Below are 16,978 nucleotides of genomic sequence, written 5' to 3'. Positions count from 1 at the left end.
CGCTTATTTTAGGGAGAGAACGCCGGATGCAATTTGCCGTTTTAATAGGCTTCGTGCTGGCAGCGTCGTCACCGCTGCTCAACCTCTGGTGTAGGGAACGAACCAGTTTGGTGCTTGCGCTGTTTCCAGCGCTGATGGCCGCGTGGCTGATTGGCCAAGCGCCGGTGGTGCTGACTGAAGGGCCGCAACTGCTGGAGTGGGCGTGGGTGCCCTCGCTGGGGATCAGCCTGAGCTTTTTGCTGGATGGCCTGTCGCTGCTGTTTGGCCTGCTGATTTCCGTCATCGGTACTTGCGTACTGATCTATGCTGGCGGGTACTTGAAAGGCCATCCGGATATTGCCCGCTTCCATCTGGCGCTGGTGGCCTTCATGGCCTCCATGATGGGGCTGGTCATGGCCGATGGCCTGTTGACCCTGTTCGTGTTCTGGGAACTGACCAGTATCACCTCGTATCTGTTGATCGGCTTCAACCATAACGATATCGAGGCCAGAAAGTCGGCTCGCCAGGGCTTGTTCGTGACCGTTTCCGGTGGCCTTGCGCTGATGGCGGGACTGGTCCTGCTGGGTGTGGCCAGCGGCAGCTGGTCGCTGAGCGAGATTCTGCAGTCCGACGACAACCTGCGCGAGCATGCGCTCTATACGCCCATGTTGATCTGCCTGCTGCTCGGGGCGTTCACCAAGTCGGCGCAGTTCCCGTTTCATTTCTGGCTGCCGAATGCCATGGCGGCGCCAACGCCGGTCTCGGCTTACCTGCACTCGGCCACCATGGTCAAGGCGGGTATCTACCTGCTGGCGCGCCTGCAGCCCGAACTGGGCGGTACCGGCATGTGGGTGGGCATTCTCTCGGTGGTGGGTGCGACCACCATGCTGACGGGCGCCTTCCTGGCGATCCACCACACCAATATCAAGAAGCTGCTGGCCTACTCGACGATCATGGCGCTGGGCACCTTGACCATGCTGCTGGGCATTGGCTCCGACTATGCCATGACGGCGTTCGTCACCTTCCTGCTGGCGCACTCCATGTACAAAGGCGCGCTCTTCATGGTGGCGGGTATTCTGGACCATGAAACGGGTACCAAGGATGTCACGGCCATGGGGGGCTTGCGGAGAGCCATGCCCGTGACGGCGACGATTGCCTTCGTGGCGGCGCTGTCGTTGGCCGGGGTTCCACCGCTGTTCGGTTTCATTGGCAAGGAGCTGATGCTGGAGGCTGCCTTGGGCGCCGACAGCGTGCGTCTGATGCTGGTGCTGTTTGCGTTCTTCTCGGCCATTCTGACCATTGCCGTGGCGGCCATCATTGCGCTGCGCCCTTTCTTTGGCGCGCAGCATGCCACTCCCAAGGTCGCCCATGAAGCGCCGTTTAGCATGCTGTTGGGGCCTGCACTGCTGGCCTGCGGCTCGCTACTGCTGGGGCTGGCGCCCGCGCTGCTGGGGGTGGATGCACTGCTGACCGCTGCGGCCACTTCGGTAGTGGGCGATGCGCTGACGGTTACCCTGTCGCTGTGGCACGGTATCAACGTGGCGCTGATCATGTCGCTGGTGAGCATGGCGCTGGGCTTTTTGCTGTTCAAGCGTTGGGACGAGGTGCGCAGCCATTTGGCGCGATTGGCACCGGTCATGCGCTATGGGCCGGAAGCAGGCTATGAAGGCTTCATGAATGGCGTCGTACGCTTCTCCGAGTGGCAGACCCATATTCTGCAGAATGGCTACATGCGTAATTACATTCTGGTGATGCTGGTGGTGTTGATCGGCCTGGTCGGTAATTCGATTCTGCTGCGCCACTCGCCCCAGCTGGCGCTGACGCTGGACGTACGTTTTCATGAAATCATCGTGGTCGGTACCATGGCCATGGGGGCAATTTTTGCCACCATCTCGCGCTCGCGCCTGGGAGCCGTGGTGTCGGTTGGCATCATGGGCTTCTCGATTGCGCTGATCTTCATTCTGTTCAGTGCCCCCGATCTCGGCATCACCCAGCTGCTGGTAGAGACCATGACGGTCATTCTGCTGGTGCTGGTGCTGTTTCGCTTGCCGCGTTACTCCAACCTCTCGACCAGCCTCGAGCGCGTGCGTGACGGTGCCGTGGCAGCTGCCATGGGGGTCATGATCTTCCTGTTGATCATGACGGCATGGAGCATCGACCAGTTCGAAACCATTTCCACGTACATGGTCGAGAACAGCGCACCGCTGGCTCATGGGCGCAACATCGTCAACGTGATTCTGGTGGACTACCGTGCCCTGGATACGCTGGGCGAAATGTTCGTGCTGGCGCTGGCCGCCATTGGTGTCATTGCCATGTTGAAACTGCGTCACGATGGCCCCCAGGGCAAATCAGTAGAGGCGGAGAAGAGCAGCGTCAAGGAGCCCTACGATGGTTAAGTCAGGTACGATCATTCTCAATACGGCGGCACGCTTTTTGATGCCGCTGCAACTGATGTTCTCTATTTTTCTGTTGCTGCGTGGCCATGACGAGCCCGGCGGCGGCTTCATCGCCGGGCTGGTGGCGGCGGGGGCGTTTGCGCTTTACCTGTTCGCCTTTGGTGCCAGCGCCACCCGAGAAGTGCTGCGCATGGTCGACCCCCGCGACCTGGTCGGGGCGGGGCTGCTGTTGGGCATGATCTCGGTGGTGCCCGCCTGGTTCATGGGTGAGCCCTTCTTGACTGCACAGTGGTGGACGATTCCCGGTATCGAGTTCAAGGCCTCTACGCCGCTGATCTTCGACGTGGGCGTCTATCTGGCGGTGTTGGGTTCCGTCATGGGCATGGTCATGGCGTTGATGGAGGTGGACAAGGATGAGCCTTGAGCTGCATACCCCGGATAACACAGGAGGCTCCCCATGGAACCGTTAATGGCCCTGGCGATTGGTTTGCTGTACGCCACTGCCGTATTCATGATGCTGCGACGTTCGATCGTCAAGCTGGTGATCGGTTTGCTGCTGCTTTCCAACGGCGCCAACTTGTTGATTTTTACCACCGCAGGCATGACCCGTGGCGCACCCCCTCTGATTCCCGAGGGCATGCTGCAGCCATTGGGGCCCGTGGCAGACCCGCTGCCCCAGGCAGTGGTGCTGACCGCCATCGTCATCGCGTTTGGCGTGCTGGCGTTTGCCGTCGTACTGATTCGCCGCGCCTATGAAATCGTCAAGGCGGATGATTTGGACAAGATGAAGGATACCGACACGTGAGGCCTGAAGTCGCACTTCCCGTTTTGTTGCCTCTGCTTTCGGGGGCAATATCGCTGCTGTTCTGGCGGTCGCGGCCCATGCAGCGTTTTGTGGCCGTTGCCGGTAACGTTGCGCTGCTGGCGGTCAGTCTATGGCTGTTTGTCGCGGTACTGAACGACGGCTATATCACCATGCAGATGGGCAACTGGCCCGCGCCATTCGGCATTACGCTGGTGGCGGACATGCTCAGTGCCGTGATGATCCTGCTGACCGGCATCATCGGTCTGGCCATGGGTATTTACTCATTGGCCACCACCGGGCGTGGCCATGAAAAATTCGGCTACTACCCGCTGATGCACCTGCTGCTGGCCGGTGTGGCCGGAGCCTTCCTGACCGGCGACATGTTCAACCTCTACGTGTGGTTCGAGGTGATGCTGGTGGCATCGTTTGCGCTGCTGATTCTGGGTGGCGAGCGTGCCCAGATGGAAGGAGCCATCAAGTATGTGACGCTGAACCTGTTGGCATCGGTGATCTTTCTGACCGCCGTCGGTCTACTGTATGGCACGGTCGGTTCGCTGAACATGGCCGATATCGCCCTGCGCATGGACGAAGCCGAACACAGTGGCATGGTGGAAGTGCTGGCCGTGATGTTCATGGTGGCCTTTGGTATCAAGGCGGCCGCGTTTCCGCTGTTTTTCTGGCTGCCCGCGTCCTATCACACGCCGCCCGTGGCGGTATCGGCGCTGTTTGCCGGGCTGCTGACGAAGGTCGGGGTGTACTCGCTGTTCCGCGTTTTCACGCTGATCTTCGATCAGACCATGGGCTATCTCCAGGACATCATGTTGTGGGGGGCAGTCTTGACCATGGTGACCGGCGTGCTGGGGGCGGCGGCGCAGTATGAATTCCGCCGTATTCTCTCGTTTCACATCGTCAGCCAGATTGGCTACATGATTCTTGGTCTGGCGCTCTATACCCCGCTGGCCATCGCCGGTGGCGTGTTTGCGATCATGCACAACATCATCGTAAAAACGAACCTGTTCCTGATCAGTGGTATCACGCACCGCTTGCAGGGTACCTATCAGCTCAAGAAGATGGGCGGGCTTTATCGCGAGCGCCCCTGGCTTGCCGTCGCGTTCTTCATTTCGGCTTTCTCGTTGGCAGGCATACCGCCGCTGTCCGGTTTCTTCGCCAAGTTCGTACTGGTGCGAGCAGGCCTGGAAGCGGGCGCCTATGTAGCCACCGGGATTGCTTTGGCCGTGGGCTTGATGACCCTCTACTCCATGGTCAAGATCTGGAACGAAGTGTTCTGGAAAGCCTTGCCGGAAGAGAACAAGGTGCCTGCAACCCAAACGCCCACAGGCGATGATGGCCGTATGCTCAAACCGAGCCTGTGGATGATGTATCTGCCGGTGATCGTATTGGCCATGATGTCGCTGCTGGTGGGTGTTTTCGCCGAGCCCATCATGCAGGTCATGAATCAGATTGGCGATCAATTGATGAACCCGGCAGGCTACATTGAAGCCGTGCTCGGCGAGTCAGCGAATGTCATCGATGCACTGCTGGAAGCGGCAGATGCGGGCGTGGATCAGGCGAGTGAAGTTCAGGAGGAAGCTCCATGACCGGTGCAATTTGGAACTTGTTACTCGGCCTGGCCTGGGTACTGTTGAGCGGTGATTTCTCGGGCTTGAACCTGCTGGTAGGCATGGTGTTTGGTTATATTGCGCTGGTATTGATCGAGCCTCAGGTCGAGGCGCTGAAGGGATACCCTTTACGAGTGCCGCGCATCATCGGCTTCATCGGTTTCTTCATGAAAGAGCTGGTGCAGGCCAATCTACGTGTCGCGTTCGACATCCTGACGCCACCCTGGCACATGCAGCCAGGCGTCATTGCACTGCCGCTGGCGGCACGCACGGAAATGGAGATCACCATGGTGGCCAACCTGATTTCGCTGACGCCGGGTACCTTGAGTCTGGACGTCTCCGATGATCGCCGAGTGCTCTATATCCATGCCATGTTCCTGGACGATGAAGATGAGCTGAGACGCAGCCTCAAAGAGATGGAGCACCGAGCCCTGGAGTTATTTCGCTGATGGATACCGTGATTTTGATTAGCCAGGTCTTGATGGGCTGCGCCCTGATATTGACCTTTGTGCGCGTGGTGCGAGGCCCCAGCTTGCCGGACCGAGTGGTGGCGCTGGAGCTGTTTTCCACCACGGTAGTGGGGCTGGTGGGGGTGTACGCCATTCAGTCAGGTGTATCGAGCTTTCTGGATGCCGCCATCGTCATCGCGCTGATGGGCTTCTTGGCCGCCATAGGATTCGCTCGCTTTCTGGAACGTGGGGGACCGCGTGATGATTGATTTTGTCAAAGGAACGCTGGTGTTGACCGGCGCCAGCTTCATGCTGCTGGCTTCCATCGGTTTGCTGCGCCTGCCCGACTTGTTGACCCGCATGCATGCCACTACCAAGGCCGCCGCGCTGGGCGTTATCTTGATCATGCTGGCGGCGGCCATGCACTTTGCCGAAGTAGGGGTGGTCGCACGTGCGTTCGCGATCATCGTCTTTATTTTGATCACAGCGCCCATTGCCGCTCACGTGATTGGCAGGGCGGGTTACTTCGTGGGCTCCCGTCTATGGAGCGGTACGGTGAAGGACGAGCTCAGGCCCAATTATGATCCGCTCACCCATGAATTGAAGAGTGGGCTGGAAACCGAGGAAAACGCCAAACGTCAACCTCGACCAACAGACCCTGATTGACAGCTAATCAACGAGTTAGCTAAAGGCCACCTTCGGGTGGCTTTTTTTATGGCTGTGCCAACGGAGGGCTGTCTTTTACGCAATGCGTGTAGCGGCACACTATGCTCGCCAAATTATATACAATATATGTACTGTATAATATATAGTGTCCATGTATGAAAGCGTGGCGCGGTGATTGACGCGTAGCGAGATGGACAGATGAGACGAAAACAAGACCTACCGGAAAAAGACTGCGTTCAATGCCTGCGCCCATTTACTTGGCGGAAAAAATGGGCGCGCTGTTGGGAGGAAGTGCGTTTTTGCAGCGAACGTTGCCGACGCGAAGCCAGACAGCACAGCACGCCGAGGAGGCACGAGCATGAACAGCACGACTGATATTGTCTGGCTACAGGATAATCTCCGTGTAGCGGACAACCCCTTGTTACATTTCACATCCGCCCCTGATCAACTGGTTTGCCTTTATGTACTGGACCGCGCATGGTTGCGCTCCAATATATCAGGCGAAGAGACTTGCCGCCTTGGCCCGGCGCGCCTGCGTTTCTTGTGGCAAAGCCTGATGGAGCTGCGAGGCGAGCTGCTGCAATTGGGCAGCGATCTGCTGGTACGTATCGGTCACCCTGCCGAAGAGGTGGTGGCCATGGCCACGCGTCTCAATGCTCGACAAGTGTTGGTTGCCGAGCACTCAGGCTGCGAAGAGCGTGCCCACATCGATCAAGTGGCCGAGTCGCTGCCCGAGTATTGCTCACTGGTGCGTTCCGATAGCGGTTATCTGATTGACGCCTCGGCGCTGCCGTTTACGCTGGAAGATTTGCCCGCCAGCTTTTCGGCGTTTCGTCGCCATGTGGAAAAGCATTGCGAGATCCCCGAGCCGCTGAGCATGCCAGTGACGCTGCCTGGGTGGCCAGACGACGCCCCCCGTGGCTTCCCGCCGCTCAAGGATGTGTGTCAGCAGAGCGCGGCCTGGCAGCCAGACAAGCGCCAAGGCTTTGTATTCGTAGGCGGTGAATCTGCCGCCCGAGACCGGCTGCAGCACTATCTGTGGCGGCAGAACGGCGCTGAGTCTTACAAAAAGACCCGCAATGGCTTGCTGGGTGCCAATTTTTCGACGCGGTTTTCGCCCTGGCTGGCCAGAGGTTGCCTCTCTGCTCGACAAATACATCGAGAGGTCAAGGCCTGGGAAGCCATCAACGGTAGCTGCGAGTCCAGCTACTGGATCGTGTTCGAACTATTGTGGCGTGACTACTTCCATCGCGCCGCGCAATTGGAAGGGGCCACGTTATTTGGTCGCGAGCAACTCCCCGTACCCAGCGAGGCGTTCAATCGCTGGCGTGATGGCGAGACAGGGGTCCCGTTCATCGATGCGGCGATGGTCGAGCTCAAAGGGACCGGATGGATATCCAACCGCGCACGGCAGAATGTGGCCAGTTTTCTTGTCAAGGACCTGGGCGTTGATTGGCGCTTGGGCGCTGGCTGGTTCGAGCATTGCCTGATCGATTACGACGTGGCCAGTAATTGGGGTAATTGGCGCTACATTGCCGGAGTAGGGCGAGACCCTCGGCAAGACCGCTATTTCAATGTGCTGAAGCAGGCGGGGCATTACGACCCCAAAGGTCTCTATGTCGCATACTGGCTGCCCGCCCTCGAGTCCTTGCCCTTTGGCCTCGAACGGCACCAGCCCTGGCGAGTCGCGCCTTCCAGATTCGATGCGCCTTGTGTGCTGCCCAGTGAATGGCACCGCTGGCTGATTTCTGCCGAAGAGTTCGAGGAGACCGATGAGTAAGGAAGCAGGACGCGTCATGAACGAATGTCGATTGGCATGGGGCTTGGGTCTGGCCGGGCTGATCCCGTTCATTGCGGCGAGTGGCGCAGCATGGTGGGCGCCTACCGCCTGGCAGGTCACGGCGATTTACGGGTTTACTTACTACAGTGCGGTGATTCTGTCGTTTCTGGGTGGCGTTCATTGGGGCAGTGCGCTGCAGGTCTCGCGGCTGGGTAACGGCAGGCGCCTGCTACTGGCCATGGTGCCTAGCCTGATCGCCTGGCCTGCGCTGATGTTCGATGTGGTGACGGGGCTATGGGTGCTGTTGGCAGGCTTTGTGCTCATTGGTCTTTACGATGTCAGCCGCGATGGCCGTGAAGGATTTCCTCGCTGGTACACAGGGTTACGCTGTGTGCTGACCGGTATCGTGGGGGCTGCCCACCTGGTGGTGCTGTGGCGGCTCATGGCCTGAGGCTGGTATCAGACCCGTTTCTGAGCCATTATCACAGCCACGCCAAGGACAGCCATGAGACGATGACATGTTATTGAAATCCCAAGCATCACCCGCTTTCGCGCCCACCTTCAAGCCAGCCTTGATACTGGCAACGATGCTGGCTTTGGGGGGGCAATCTGCCCAAGCCAGCCCTCAACTGATGACCGAAGTCGATGCGAGGGCCGCCGAGCAGGTTCAATATGCCAGCTTCAACCAGTGGCTGAGTGATTTCCGCCGTTACGCCGCCAATCAAGGGATCAGTGAAGCTACTCTGGCCAAAGCGCTGGACGGTGTGCGTTATCGCGAGCGCGTGATCGAGCTGGATCGTTATCAGCCCGAGTTCGTCAGGCCCATCTGGCAATACCTCGATAGCGCAGTGTCCAGTACGCGCATTGCCAATGGTCGTGAAAAGTATGCCCAGCATCGCGATACTGCTCAACAGATGCAGCAGCGCTATGGGGTGCCTGCCGAAATCATCGTTGCTATCTGGGGTGTCGAGAGTAATTACGGCAGCAACTTTGGTGACTTTTCGACGCTGGAGTCACTCGCCACCCTGGCCTACGACGGCCGTCGCCGTGATTTTGCCCGCGGAGAGCTTCTGGCAGCGCTGCGTATCATCGATCAGGGAGATATCGCCGCCGATGAGATGCGCGGCTCCTGGGCCGGGGCCATGGGGCATACTCAGTTCATCCCCAGCAGCTTCGAAGCCTATGCGGTGGACGGCGACAACGATGGACGGCGTGACATCTGGGGCAGTATTCCCGATGTCATGGCCTCGACGGCCAACTACCTGGCCCGCGCCGGTTGGCAAGCAGGCCAGCCCTGGGGAGCCGAAGTGGTGCTGCCTGATGCGTTCGACTACTCGCAAACCGAGCGTTTGAGCTCGGCCCAATGGGCCGCGCAGGGCGTACGAGCAGTGAATGGCGATTTGCCTGCTTTCGATAGCGCTGCCGTCATCGTGCCAGCAGGCGCCAGTGGCCCAGCATTCATCGTAGGCCCCAACTTCCGTGCCATTTTGCGCTACAACAATGCGACCAGCTATGCGTTGGCGGTGGCGACATTGGCCGATGCCATTGCCGGGCGTCAGGGCATTACTCAGTCCTGGCCCACTCATGAGGCACCTTTGTCGCGCGACGATGTCAGAACGCTGCAACAGCGGTTGAACAACGCCGGTTATTCGGTGGGCACCGCCGATGGCATCATGGGACCCAATACCCAGGCAGGTGTGCGAGCCTTCCAACGTGATCAAGGGCTGGTGCCAGATGGCTTTGCCACTCAATCGCTGCTCGAGCGACTGCCATAATTCCATTACCCCTTTAATCCAACTATCAAGGATGCGTTGCGATGGTGAATAGACTGCGAAAGGCCATGGGCATGACGGCTCTGGCGAGTGTGCTGATGGCGAGTGCCAGCGTACAGGCTGAGGACAAGGTGTTCGGCTGGGTGGAGAATGCGTTCATCGAGCCTTGGGGCATTGGCGTCAAGGCCAAACTGGACAGCGGTGCGCTGACCTCGTCGCTGGACGCCCGTGACATCGAGATTTTCGAGAAGGATGGCGAAGACTGGGTGCGCTTTCGCTTAAAGCTTGAGGACCAGGCTAGCGGTGAGACCTTCAGCGACGAAATCGAACGTCCGCTTTATCGTGAGCAAACCGTGCGCGGCGCCGGTGGGCGCGATGAACGCCCCGTGGTGCTGATGGATGTGTGCATGGGCGACACCATCTATGAAGAGCAGTTCAGCCTGCGCGACCGTGAAGAAATGATTTACCCGCTGCTGCTGGGGCGTCGCACGATCAGCCACCTTGGATTGCTGGATGTGCGCAGAACGTTCCTGCAGACACCGGAGTGTGGGGAGAATGCCGAGTACGTTCCCCACGACCCCGAAGACGATCAAACCTGATCAATAGGGTGAGTCAGAACAGCCGTGCCAGCAGCGCCGTCACGGCGGTTTCTACTCTCAGGATGCGCGGGCCCAGGTGCATGCCCTCGCATCCTGTTGCCAGCAGTTGCTCGACTTCCCATTCGATAAAACCACCCTCTGGCCCCACGAAAAGTGCACAGGGCTCGTCGATGCCGCGTGGGCAGGCGTCGGGCATGCCGGGGTGAGCAACGAGCCCCCGTCGCTCGTGTAGTACGCCGTTCAGGCGATCTTCCAGAAAAGGGCGAAAGCCCTTGCACAGCGTGACCTGCGGGAGCTGCGTGTCGCGTGCCTGCTCCAACCCGAGCAGGAGATGCTGGTGCACCTTTTCTGGGCGTAGCTCCGGCGATTGCCAGTAGCTTTTCTCCACACGCTGGGTGTGCAGTAGGGTAATCTGTTTCACGCCTAGCGCAGTGACATGTTCCAGCGTGCGGGCCAGCATGCGCGGGCGCGGCAAGGCCAGCACCAGATGCACCGGTAGCGGGGGCGGTGGAGGCGTTTCCAGCGGGCCCAGGTGGAAGGTGGCAACGCTGTCGCTCAGCTCGACCAGCTCGGCCTTGCCCATGTTGCCTCCCTGAACGCCCACGCTCAGTTGGTCCCCCGGCTGGGCGCGATGTACGTCGCGCAGATGCGTCAGGCGGCGGGTGTCGGTCAGGTGGGCTCGTTGGCCGTTCACCTCACTGGGGTCGAGCAAAATCAGATTCATGATGGTCGTCTATTAGTCGTGGGCAGGCCGCGCATCGCGGCACTAATCCGTTAAGCTGGCTTGCATGGGCGTGTGTTGCAGGCACAATAGCAGCCATGGCGACAAAAGCCTTTATCGCGTTTAAGGAGATACGCTGTGCGCGTCATTCGTAAATATGCCAACCGCAGGTTGTACGACACACAACAAAGCCGCTACGTGACGCTGGAAGATTTGCGCCGTCTGATCATCGACGAAGAGCCTTTTCGTGTCGAAGATGCCAAAAGTGGCGAAGACCTCACGCGCACGATTCTACTGTCGATCATTATCGAACAGGAGCAGGCCGATAGTGAAGCGGAAGTGTTCTCCAACGACCTGCTGGCCCAGTTGATTCGCGTGTATGACATGTCGTCACCGCTGCCTCTGGCGCGCTATCTGGAACAGGGCACCCAGCTGATGCTGGAGCAGCAGAAGCGCCTCCAGAGCCAGTGGCAGCAGGCCATGCGGCATACGCCCATGGAGTTCATGCGTGAACTGGCCGAGGAGAACATGCGCTTTTGGCAGAACACGCTCAACCAGCCTTCCACCAAGGAAGACGACGACCCAACGGATGGCAAGCCTTAGCTTCACAACAGCGCTGGGTTTAAGACAGCGCTTGGCGCCCCGCTAGCGGCTGCGTTATGGCATAATGCGCCCATCGATGCTCTCCTGTTTTGAGAAGGATACCCATGAAAGTTTTGATGATCGGTGGCGGTGGCCGTGAACATGCCCTTGCCTGGAAGCTTGCCCAATCCCCCCAGGTCGAGCAGGTGTTCGTAGCGCCTGGTAATGCAGGCACGGCCACGGAGCCCAAGCTGAGCAATGTGGCCATAGCCGCAACCGACCTGCCGGCACTGGTGGCGTTTGCTCAGCAAGAGCAGATCGCCCTGACGGTCGTTGGCCCGGAAGCGCCGCTGGTGGAAGGGGTGGTCGATCAATTTCAGGCAGCGGGCCTGACCATCTTTGGCCCTACCCAGGGGGCTGCTCAGTTGGAAGGCTCCAAGTCCTTCACCAAGGACTTCCTGGCCCGCCACGCCATTCCCACCGCCGACTACCAGACCTTCACGGCGGTCGAGCCAGCGCTTGACTACCTGGCCCGCATGGGCGCGCCCATCGTCATCAAGGCCGATGGCCTGGCCGCCGGCAAGGGCGTGATCGTGGCCATGAGCGAAGCCGAAGCCGAAGCCGCCATTCGCGATATGCTGGAAGCCAACGCCTTTGGCGATGCCGGTGCCCGGGTCGTCATCGAAGAGTTTCTGGACGGCGAAGAAGCCAGCTTCATTGTCATGGTCGACGGTGAACATGTCGTCCCCATGGCCACCAGCCAGGATCACAAGCGTGCCTACGATGGTGATACCGGCCCCAATACCGGCGGCATGGGGGCTTACTCACCGGCGCCTGTGGTCACGCCCGAGGTGGATGCCCGCATCATGGAGCAGGTGATCCTGCCTACCGTACGAGGCATGGCTGAAGAGGGCAATGCGTACACGGGCTTCTTGTATGCCGGTTTGATGATCGATGCTGCGGGCCAACCCAAAGTGATCGAATACAACTGCCGCTTTGGTGACCCGGAAACCCAGCCCATCATGATGCGTCTGGTGTCGGATCTGGCGGAGCTTTGTCTGGCAGGTGCCAAAGGCGAGCTGGCAGGCAAGCAGTGTGAATGGGACAGTCGTGCGGCGGTGGGCGTGGTCATGGCGGCGGGCGGTTATCCCGGCAGCTATCGCAAAGGCGATGTGATTCACGGTCTGACCGATGCCGAGCAGGCCCAGTGCAAGGTGTTCCACGCCGGCACTGCCCTGACCGATGAAGGCGAAATCGCCACGGCCGGGGGGCGCGTGCTGTGTGTCACGGCGCTGGGCGACAGCGTATCGGCTGCTCAGCAGCAGGCCTATCAGGGGGTCAAGGCCATCCAGTGGGAAGGTGCCGAGTTCCGCCGTGACATCGCCTTCCGCGCCATTGCCCGGGAAGTGAATCACTAACGACCCCTTTCGTCACCCAAGCAGGAGAGCCGTCATGGAACGCGTTGCTATCGAATTTCCCGCAGACGCGGTGATCCACCGCCATACCCTCTCGGTGCGGGTGACCGACATGAACTACGGCCGCCACCTGGGGCATGATGCCCTGGTGTCGCTGCTGCATGAAGCCAGGGCACAAGCACTGGGTAGCCTGCACTTGCCCGAGTGGGACATGGGTGGCTATCCCAGCGTCGTGGTGGACCTGGCGATACAGTATCAGCAGGAAGCGCGCTTCCCGGAGGTGCTGGTTATCGAGACGGCGGTGCCTGAACCTCAGGGCAAGGCATTGACCGTCTATCAGCGTGTCTTGAAGGAAGGCAGCGAGACCGTGGTCGCCACGGCCCGAATCAACAAGCTGCTGCTGGATCTGGGGGCTGGCAAGCCGGTGCCCATTCCTGACGCGGTGAAGCAGACACTCGCCGAGGCAAGGGGGAGCTGATGTCCCGAGAGTACCCCATCATTGCCGTCACCGGCTCCTCCGGGGCTGGCACCACGACGGTGCGCCGCAGCTTCGAGCGCATGTTCCTGAGAGAAGACGTCCACGCGGCCATGGTGGATGGCGATGCCTTCCATCGCTATACCCGCGATGACCTCAAGCGCATCTTCCGCGAAGAGCCCGAGCGCAAGGATGAGCTTTCTCACTTTGCCGTCGAGGCCAACTTGCTGGATCGTCTGGAAAGCCTGTTCGTCGAGTACGGTGAACATGGCACTGGCACCTATCGGCACTACATCCATGCAGAGGACAAGCAGAAGATCGAAGCCGGTTACCGAGTGGGCACCTTTACCGAATGGCAGGCACTGCCCTGTGGCACCGACCTGCTGTTTTATGAAGGGCTGCACGGCGGGTTGGTGACTCAGGAGTACGACATTGCCCGGCACGTGGATTTGCTGGTGGGCGTTGCGCCGACCATGAACCTGGAGTGGATTCAGAAGATCGATCGTGACACCAAGCTGCGTGGCTACTCACAGGAAGCGGTCATCGACACCATTTTGGGGCGCATGGACGATTACGTGCGCTATATCCAGCCGCAGTTTTCGCGTACCCATATCAACTTTCAGCGCGTGCCTACCGTCGACACCTCCAACCCCTTCGAGGTGCAGGATATCCCGACCGATGCCGAGTCTTTCGTGGTGATTCGCTTTCGCGACCCCTCGACCGTGGATTTCCCCTGGCTGCTGGCCATGATCAAGGATGCGTTCATGACGCGGCCCCACACGCTGGTGGTGCCCGGTGCACGCATGTCGTTGGCGATGGAGTTGATCCTCGCCCCGTTGGTTCGCCATCTGCTGGCTCAGCGCCGTTTCCGATAGGCGCGTTTAGCCAGCTCTTTTGACAATAACGCGCCACACCAAGGAGGCTGCGATGGAGTGCCTGTTTTGTAAAATCATCAACCGCGAGATTCCTGCGGATATCGTCTTCGAAGACGAGCATGTGCTTGCCTTTAACGATATTAGCCCTCAGGCGCCTACGCATCAGCTCATCATCCCTAAAAAGCACATTGCCACGCTCAATGACATTGCGCCTGACGACCTGCCGGTGATCGGCCGTTTGCAATATACCGCTGCCCAGTTGGCCAAACAGCAGGGGTTTGCCGAGGACGGCTATCGGGTGGTCATGAACTGTAACGAAATGGGCGGGCAGACGGTCTACCACATCCATATGCACCTGATGGGCGGGCGTCAGTTCACTTGGCCTGCAGGCTAAGTCTAACGCGGGAGGCTCGCTTTGGCGGGCTAAGGGCGCCGTCATGCGCCCTGGCAAAGTCAGCCATCGCGAGCTGAAGCTCCCTCCCACACCCGCCCTGAAAGGCACTGGTGGGAGGTCGCTTTAGCGGGCGAAAGGCGCCTGCGGTCAGGCGTCGATGCGCTTGTACTTCATGCGCTTCGGCGTGTCGTTGCCGACTCGTTTCTTGTGATCTTCTTCGTATTCCGTGTAATTGCCGTCGAAGAACACCACTTCCGAGTCGCCCTCGAAGGCCAGGATGTGCGTGGCGATACGATCCAGGAACCAACGGTCGTGGGAGATCACCATGGCGCAGCCGGGGAAGGCCAGCAGCGCTTCTTCCAGGGCGCGCAGCGTCTCGATGTCCAGGTCGTTGGATGGTTCGTCCAGCAGCAATACGTTGGCACCCTGCTTGAGGGTTTGCGCCAGCTGCAGGCGCCCGCGCTCACCGCCCGATAGCTCATCCAGGCGCTTCTGCTGGTCGTTGCCCTTGAAGTTGAAGCGACCCACGTAGGCACGCGAAGAGACTTCATAGCCGTTGATGTTGAGAATGTCCTGGCCGTCGGATACCGCTTCCCAGACCGTCTGCTTGTCATCCAGCGCATCGCGCAACTGCTCGACGTAGGCGATATCCACGGTTTCACCGATTACCACGTCGCCCGCATCCGGTTGCTCCTTGCCGGTGACCAGCTTGAACAGCGTCGATTTACCCGCGCCGTTACCGCCGACGATGCCGACAATGGCACCCTGGGGAATGGTGAAGGAGAGGTCCTGGTAGAGCAGCTTGTCATCGAAACGCTTGGTGACGTTGTGGAATTCGATGACCTTGTCACCCAGGCGCGGGCCAGGCGGAATGTAGATTTCGTTGGTTTCGTTGCGCTTCTGGTAGTCGCCGGACTGCATCTCTTCAAAGCGATTGAGACGTGCCTTGCTTTTGGTCTGACGGCCTTTGGCGTTGCTGCGTACCCACTCCAGCTCCTGCTTGATGGCCTTCTGGCGCGAGGCTTCCTGCTTGGCTTCCTGGGTCAGGCGCTGCTCTTTCTGCTCCAGCCACTGCGAGTAGTTGCCCTCGAAGGGGATACCCTGGCCGCGGTCCAGCTCGAGAATCCAGCCTGCCACGTTGTCCAGGAAGTAACGGTCGTGAGTGATGGCCACGACGGTGCCGTTGTAGTCGTGCAGGAAGCGCTCCAGCCAGGCCACCGATTCCGCATCCAGGTGGTTGGTAGGCTCGTCCAGCAGCAGCATGTCCGGGCTGGACAGCAGCAGGCGACAGAGGGCAACACGGCGGCGCTCACCTCCGGAAAGGTTACCTACCTTGGCGTCCCAGGGCGGCAGACGCAGCGCTTCGGCGGCCACTTCCAGCTTACGCTCGATGTTATGGGCGTCGGCGGCTTCGATGATGTTTTCGAGCCGCGCCTGTTCGCTGGCGAGGGCATCGAAGTCTGCATCCGGTTCTGCGTACGCGGCGTACACGGCATCCAGTTTCTGCTGAGCTTCCTTGAGGGCACCCAGCGCTTCCTCGACGGTATCCCGGACGTTTTTCTCGTCGTCCAACTGCGGCTCTTGGGGCAAGTAGCCCACGTTGATGCCGGGCATCGGACGAGCTTCACCTTCAAACTCTTTATCGACACCGGCCATGATGCGCAGCAGCGTGGATTTACCGGCGCCGTTCAAGCCCAGTACGCCAATCTTGGCCCCCGGGAAAAACGACAGCGAGATATCCTTGAGAATTTGCTTCTTGGGAGGCACGACTTTGCCAACCCGATTCATGGTGAATACGTATTGCGCCATGGAAATCCGTTAGGTTGTGGTAAAAGCGGGGCCAGCAGTGCTGGCTTGGTGTACAGATGATAGTGCCCAGCGCGGCTAAAGGCCAGCCGCACGGTACTGAGTCAGGTGAGCAGGATGAAACGAAAAAACGTACGGAAATGAAAAGTTCTACGCAGACGGGCGTGAATCAATTGGCCTCCCACAGGCTGGCCTGGAGGCACTCACTGCTACGGGAGGGGGTTGTTGTGGGAGGGAGCTTTAGATCGCGACGATTCAGGCAGCGGTGCCTGCCCAGGCCGTCGCCCAATGAATTGGCCTCCCACAAGCAGGTTTGGGTGGCTACCCAGGCTATCCTGAATCCATTACGCGCTGAATTAAATGAAAAGGGGCAATCCAATGATTGCCCCCTGTTCGAACGACAGAGCATCTGCCCGTAAGGCGCTACTCTTCTTCGTCCCAGTCATCTTCGATGGCGCGTTGCAGGCGTCGTTCTTCTAACCAGGCCTCTACCTGGCGCCGAGCGCGCAGGGTATCGGCTTTGCTGGGCTTGCTCTTGGCATACTGGTCGTCGTTGACCGCGTCAAGGTTCTCGAAGTCGTCAGCGTCCAGCCCGTCGTTGGTGTAAGTCTCGCGATTCAAGGGGTCACGGCTCATGGTATGCCC

The 16,978-nt window shown here is 59.5% G+C and carries 20 protein-coding genes; 17 read left to right on the top strand and 3 right to left on the bottom strand.

Going from position 1 to position 16,978, the window contains the following annotated elements; all coding sequences use genetic code 11:
• The first annotated feature begins 26 nt into the window (after nucleotides 1–26).
• The 12 genes from IE091_RS15550 (at nucleotide 27) to rloA3 (ending at nucleotide 10,065) form a co-directional block, all read left to right on the top strand.
• Entirely contained in the window at nucleotides 27–2,375 is a 2,349-nt protein-coding gene (locus IE091_RS15550; RefSeq protein WP_096921227.1) for a putative monovalent cation/H+ antiporter subunit A, read from the top strand.
• Nucleotides 2,368–2,799, top strand: a complete 432-nt coding sequence (locus IE091_RS15545) for a Na+/H+ antiporter subunit B (protein ID WP_016916564.1) — start codon at nucleotides 2,368–2,370, stop codon at nucleotides 2,797–2,799. The genes IE091_RS15550 and IE091_RS15545 overlap by 8 nt, the downstream gene beginning before the upstream one ends.
• A 33-nt stretch (nucleotides 2,800–2,832) precedes the next feature.
• The gene (locus IE091_RS15540) at nucleotides 2,833–3,180 is read left to right on the top strand and encodes a Na+/H+ antiporter subunit C (protein ID WP_039182023.1); all 348 of its coding nucleotides are present in this window, start codon (nucleotides 2,833–2,835) and stop codon (nucleotides 3,178–3,180) included.
• The gene (locus IE091_RS15535) at nucleotides 3,177–4,778 is read left to right on the top strand and encodes a Na+/H+ antiporter subunit D (RefSeq protein WP_039182026.1); all 1,602 of its coding nucleotides are present in this window, start codon (nucleotides 3,177–3,179) and stop codon (nucleotides 4,776–4,778) included. The genes IE091_RS15540 and IE091_RS15535 overlap by 4 nt, the downstream gene beginning before the upstream one ends.
• Nucleotides 4,775–5,248 (top strand): Na+/H+ antiporter subunit E, encoded by a 474-nt coding sequence (locus IE091_RS15530; protein ID WP_039182030.1) that lies wholly within the window; start codon nucleotides 4,775–4,777, stop codon nucleotides 5,246–5,248. Before IE091_RS15535 ends, IE091_RS15530 begins: the two co-directional genes overlap by 4 nt.
• Nucleotides 5,248–5,517 (top strand): MrpF/PhaF family protein, encoded by a 270-nt coding sequence (locus IE091_RS15525; protein WP_039182034.1) that lies wholly within the window; start codon nucleotides 5,248–5,250, stop codon nucleotides 5,515–5,517. Before IE091_RS15530 ends, IE091_RS15525 begins: the two co-directional genes overlap by 1 nt.
• Complete coding sequence (mnhG, locus tag IE091_RS15520; protein ID WP_039182037.1) at nucleotides 5,510–5,914, top strand: monovalent cation/H(+) antiporter subunit G; 405 nt, start codon at nucleotides 5,510–5,512, stop codon at nucleotides 5,912–5,914. Before IE091_RS15525 ends, mnhG begins: the two co-directional genes overlap by 8 nt.
• Before the next feature lie 198 nt (nucleotides 5,915–6,112).
• Nucleotides 6,113–6,289, top strand: a complete 177-nt coding sequence (locus IE091_RS15515; RefSeq protein ID WP_144980136.1) for a DUF2256 domain-containing protein — start codon at nucleotides 6,113–6,115, stop codon at nucleotides 6,287–6,289.
• Entirely contained in the window at nucleotides 6,273–7,694 is a 1,422-nt protein-coding gene (locus IE091_RS15510) for a DASH family cryptochrome (RefSeq protein ID WP_039182040.1), read from the top strand. Before IE091_RS15515 ends, IE091_RS15510 begins: the two co-directional genes overlap by 17 nt.
• Nucleotides 7,687–8,145 (top strand): DUF3429 domain-containing protein, encoded by a 459-nt coding sequence (locus IE091_RS15505; RefSeq protein ID WP_227407785.1) that lies wholly within the window; start codon nucleotides 7,687–7,689, stop codon nucleotides 8,143–8,145. Before IE091_RS15510 ends, IE091_RS15505 begins: the two co-directional genes overlap by 8 nt.
• A gap of 67 nt (nucleotides 8,146–8,212) precedes the next feature.
• Nucleotides 8,213–9,469 carry a lytic murein transglycosylase gene (locus IE091_RS15500; RefSeq protein WP_189464059.1) on the top strand — a complete coding sequence of 419 codons (1,257 nt, stop codon included), beginning with the start codon at nucleotides 8,213–8,215 and terminating at the stop codon, nucleotides 9,467–9,469.
• A 65-nt stretch (nucleotides 9,470–9,534) separates the two neighbouring features.
• Entirely contained in the window at nucleotides 9,535–10,065 is a 531-nt protein-coding gene (gene rloA3 / locus IE091_RS15495) for a retropepsin-like aspartic peptidase RloA3 (protein ID WP_016916573.1), read from the top strand.
• Between the two features lie 13 nt (nucleotides 10,066–10,078).
• On the opposite strand, the gene IE091_RS15490 is transcribed toward rloA3, so the two are convergent.
• On the bottom strand, nucleotides 10,079–10,789 hold the full coding sequence (locus tag IE091_RS15490) for a 16S rRNA (uracil(1498)-N(3))-methyltransferase (protein ID WP_189464058.1): 711 nt from the start codon (nucleotides 10,787–10,789) through the stop codon (nucleotides 10,079–10,081).
• A 135-nt stretch (nucleotides 10,790–10,924) separates the two neighbouring features.
• Here IE091_RS15490 and phaR point away from each other — a divergent pair, with 135 nt between their 5' ends.
• From phaR to IE091_RS15465, 5 genes are all read left to right on the top strand, one after another.
• Nucleotides 10,925–11,389, top strand: coding sequence for a polyhydroxyalkanoate synthesis repressor PhaR (gene phaR / locus IE091_RS15485; protein ID WP_016916575.1), 465 nt, complete (start codon nucleotides 10,925–10,927; stop codon nucleotides 11,387–11,389).
• A gap of 104 nt (nucleotides 11,390–11,493) precedes the next feature.
• Nucleotides 11,494–12,786 (top strand): phosphoribosylamine--glycine ligase, encoded by a 1,293-nt coding sequence (purD, locus tag IE091_RS15480; protein ID WP_144980149.1) that lies wholly within the window; start codon nucleotides 11,494–11,496, stop codon nucleotides 12,784–12,786.
• A 34-nt stretch (nucleotides 12,787–12,820) separates the two neighbouring features.
• A complete protein-coding gene (locus tag IE091_RS15475) occupies nucleotides 12,821–13,261 on the top strand; it encodes an acyl-CoA thioesterase (protein ID WP_016916577.1) in 441 nt (146 codons plus the stop codon).
• Nucleotides 13,261–14,133, top strand: a complete 873-nt coding sequence (locus IE091_RS15470) for a phosphoribulokinase (protein WP_039182055.1) — start codon at nucleotides 13,261–13,263, stop codon at nucleotides 14,131–14,133. Before IE091_RS15475 ends, IE091_RS15470 begins: the two co-directional genes overlap by 1 nt.
• 52 nt (nucleotides 14,134–14,185) lie before the next feature.
• Nucleotides 14,186–14,527, top strand: coding sequence for a histidine triad nucleotide-binding protein (locus IE091_RS15465; RefSeq protein WP_039182057.1), 342 nt, complete (start codon nucleotides 14,186–14,188; stop codon nucleotides 14,525–14,527).
• Nucleotides 14,528–14,674: 147 nt separating this feature from the next.
• Here the strand turns inward: IE091_RS15465 and ettA are convergent, their stop codons facing one another.
• Together ettA and IE091_RS15455 are read right to left on the bottom strand one after the other, a co-directional pair.
• The gene (gene ettA / locus IE091_RS15460) at nucleotides 14,675–16,336 is read right to left on the bottom strand and encodes an energy-dependent translational throttle protein EttA (protein ID WP_189464057.1); all 1,662 of its coding nucleotides are present in this window, start codon (nucleotides 16,334–16,336) and stop codon (nucleotides 14,675–14,677) included.
• Between the two features lie 420 nt (nucleotides 16,337–16,756).
• Complete coding sequence (locus tag IE091_RS15455; protein WP_189464056.1) at nucleotides 16,757–16,969, bottom strand: PA3496 family putative envelope integrity protein; 213 nt, start codon at nucleotides 16,967–16,969, stop codon at nucleotides 16,757–16,759.
• Between the last annotated feature and the right edge of the window lie 9 nt (nucleotides 16,970–16,978).

The sequence above is a fragment of the Vreelandella hamiltonii genome (assembly GCF_014651775.1).
GTDB classification, from domain to species: domain Bacteria; phylum Pseudomonadota; class Gammaproteobacteria; order Pseudomonadales; family Halomonadaceae; genus Vreelandella; species Vreelandella hamiltonii.
This window is presented reverse-complemented; position numbering and strand designations above follow the sequence as displayed.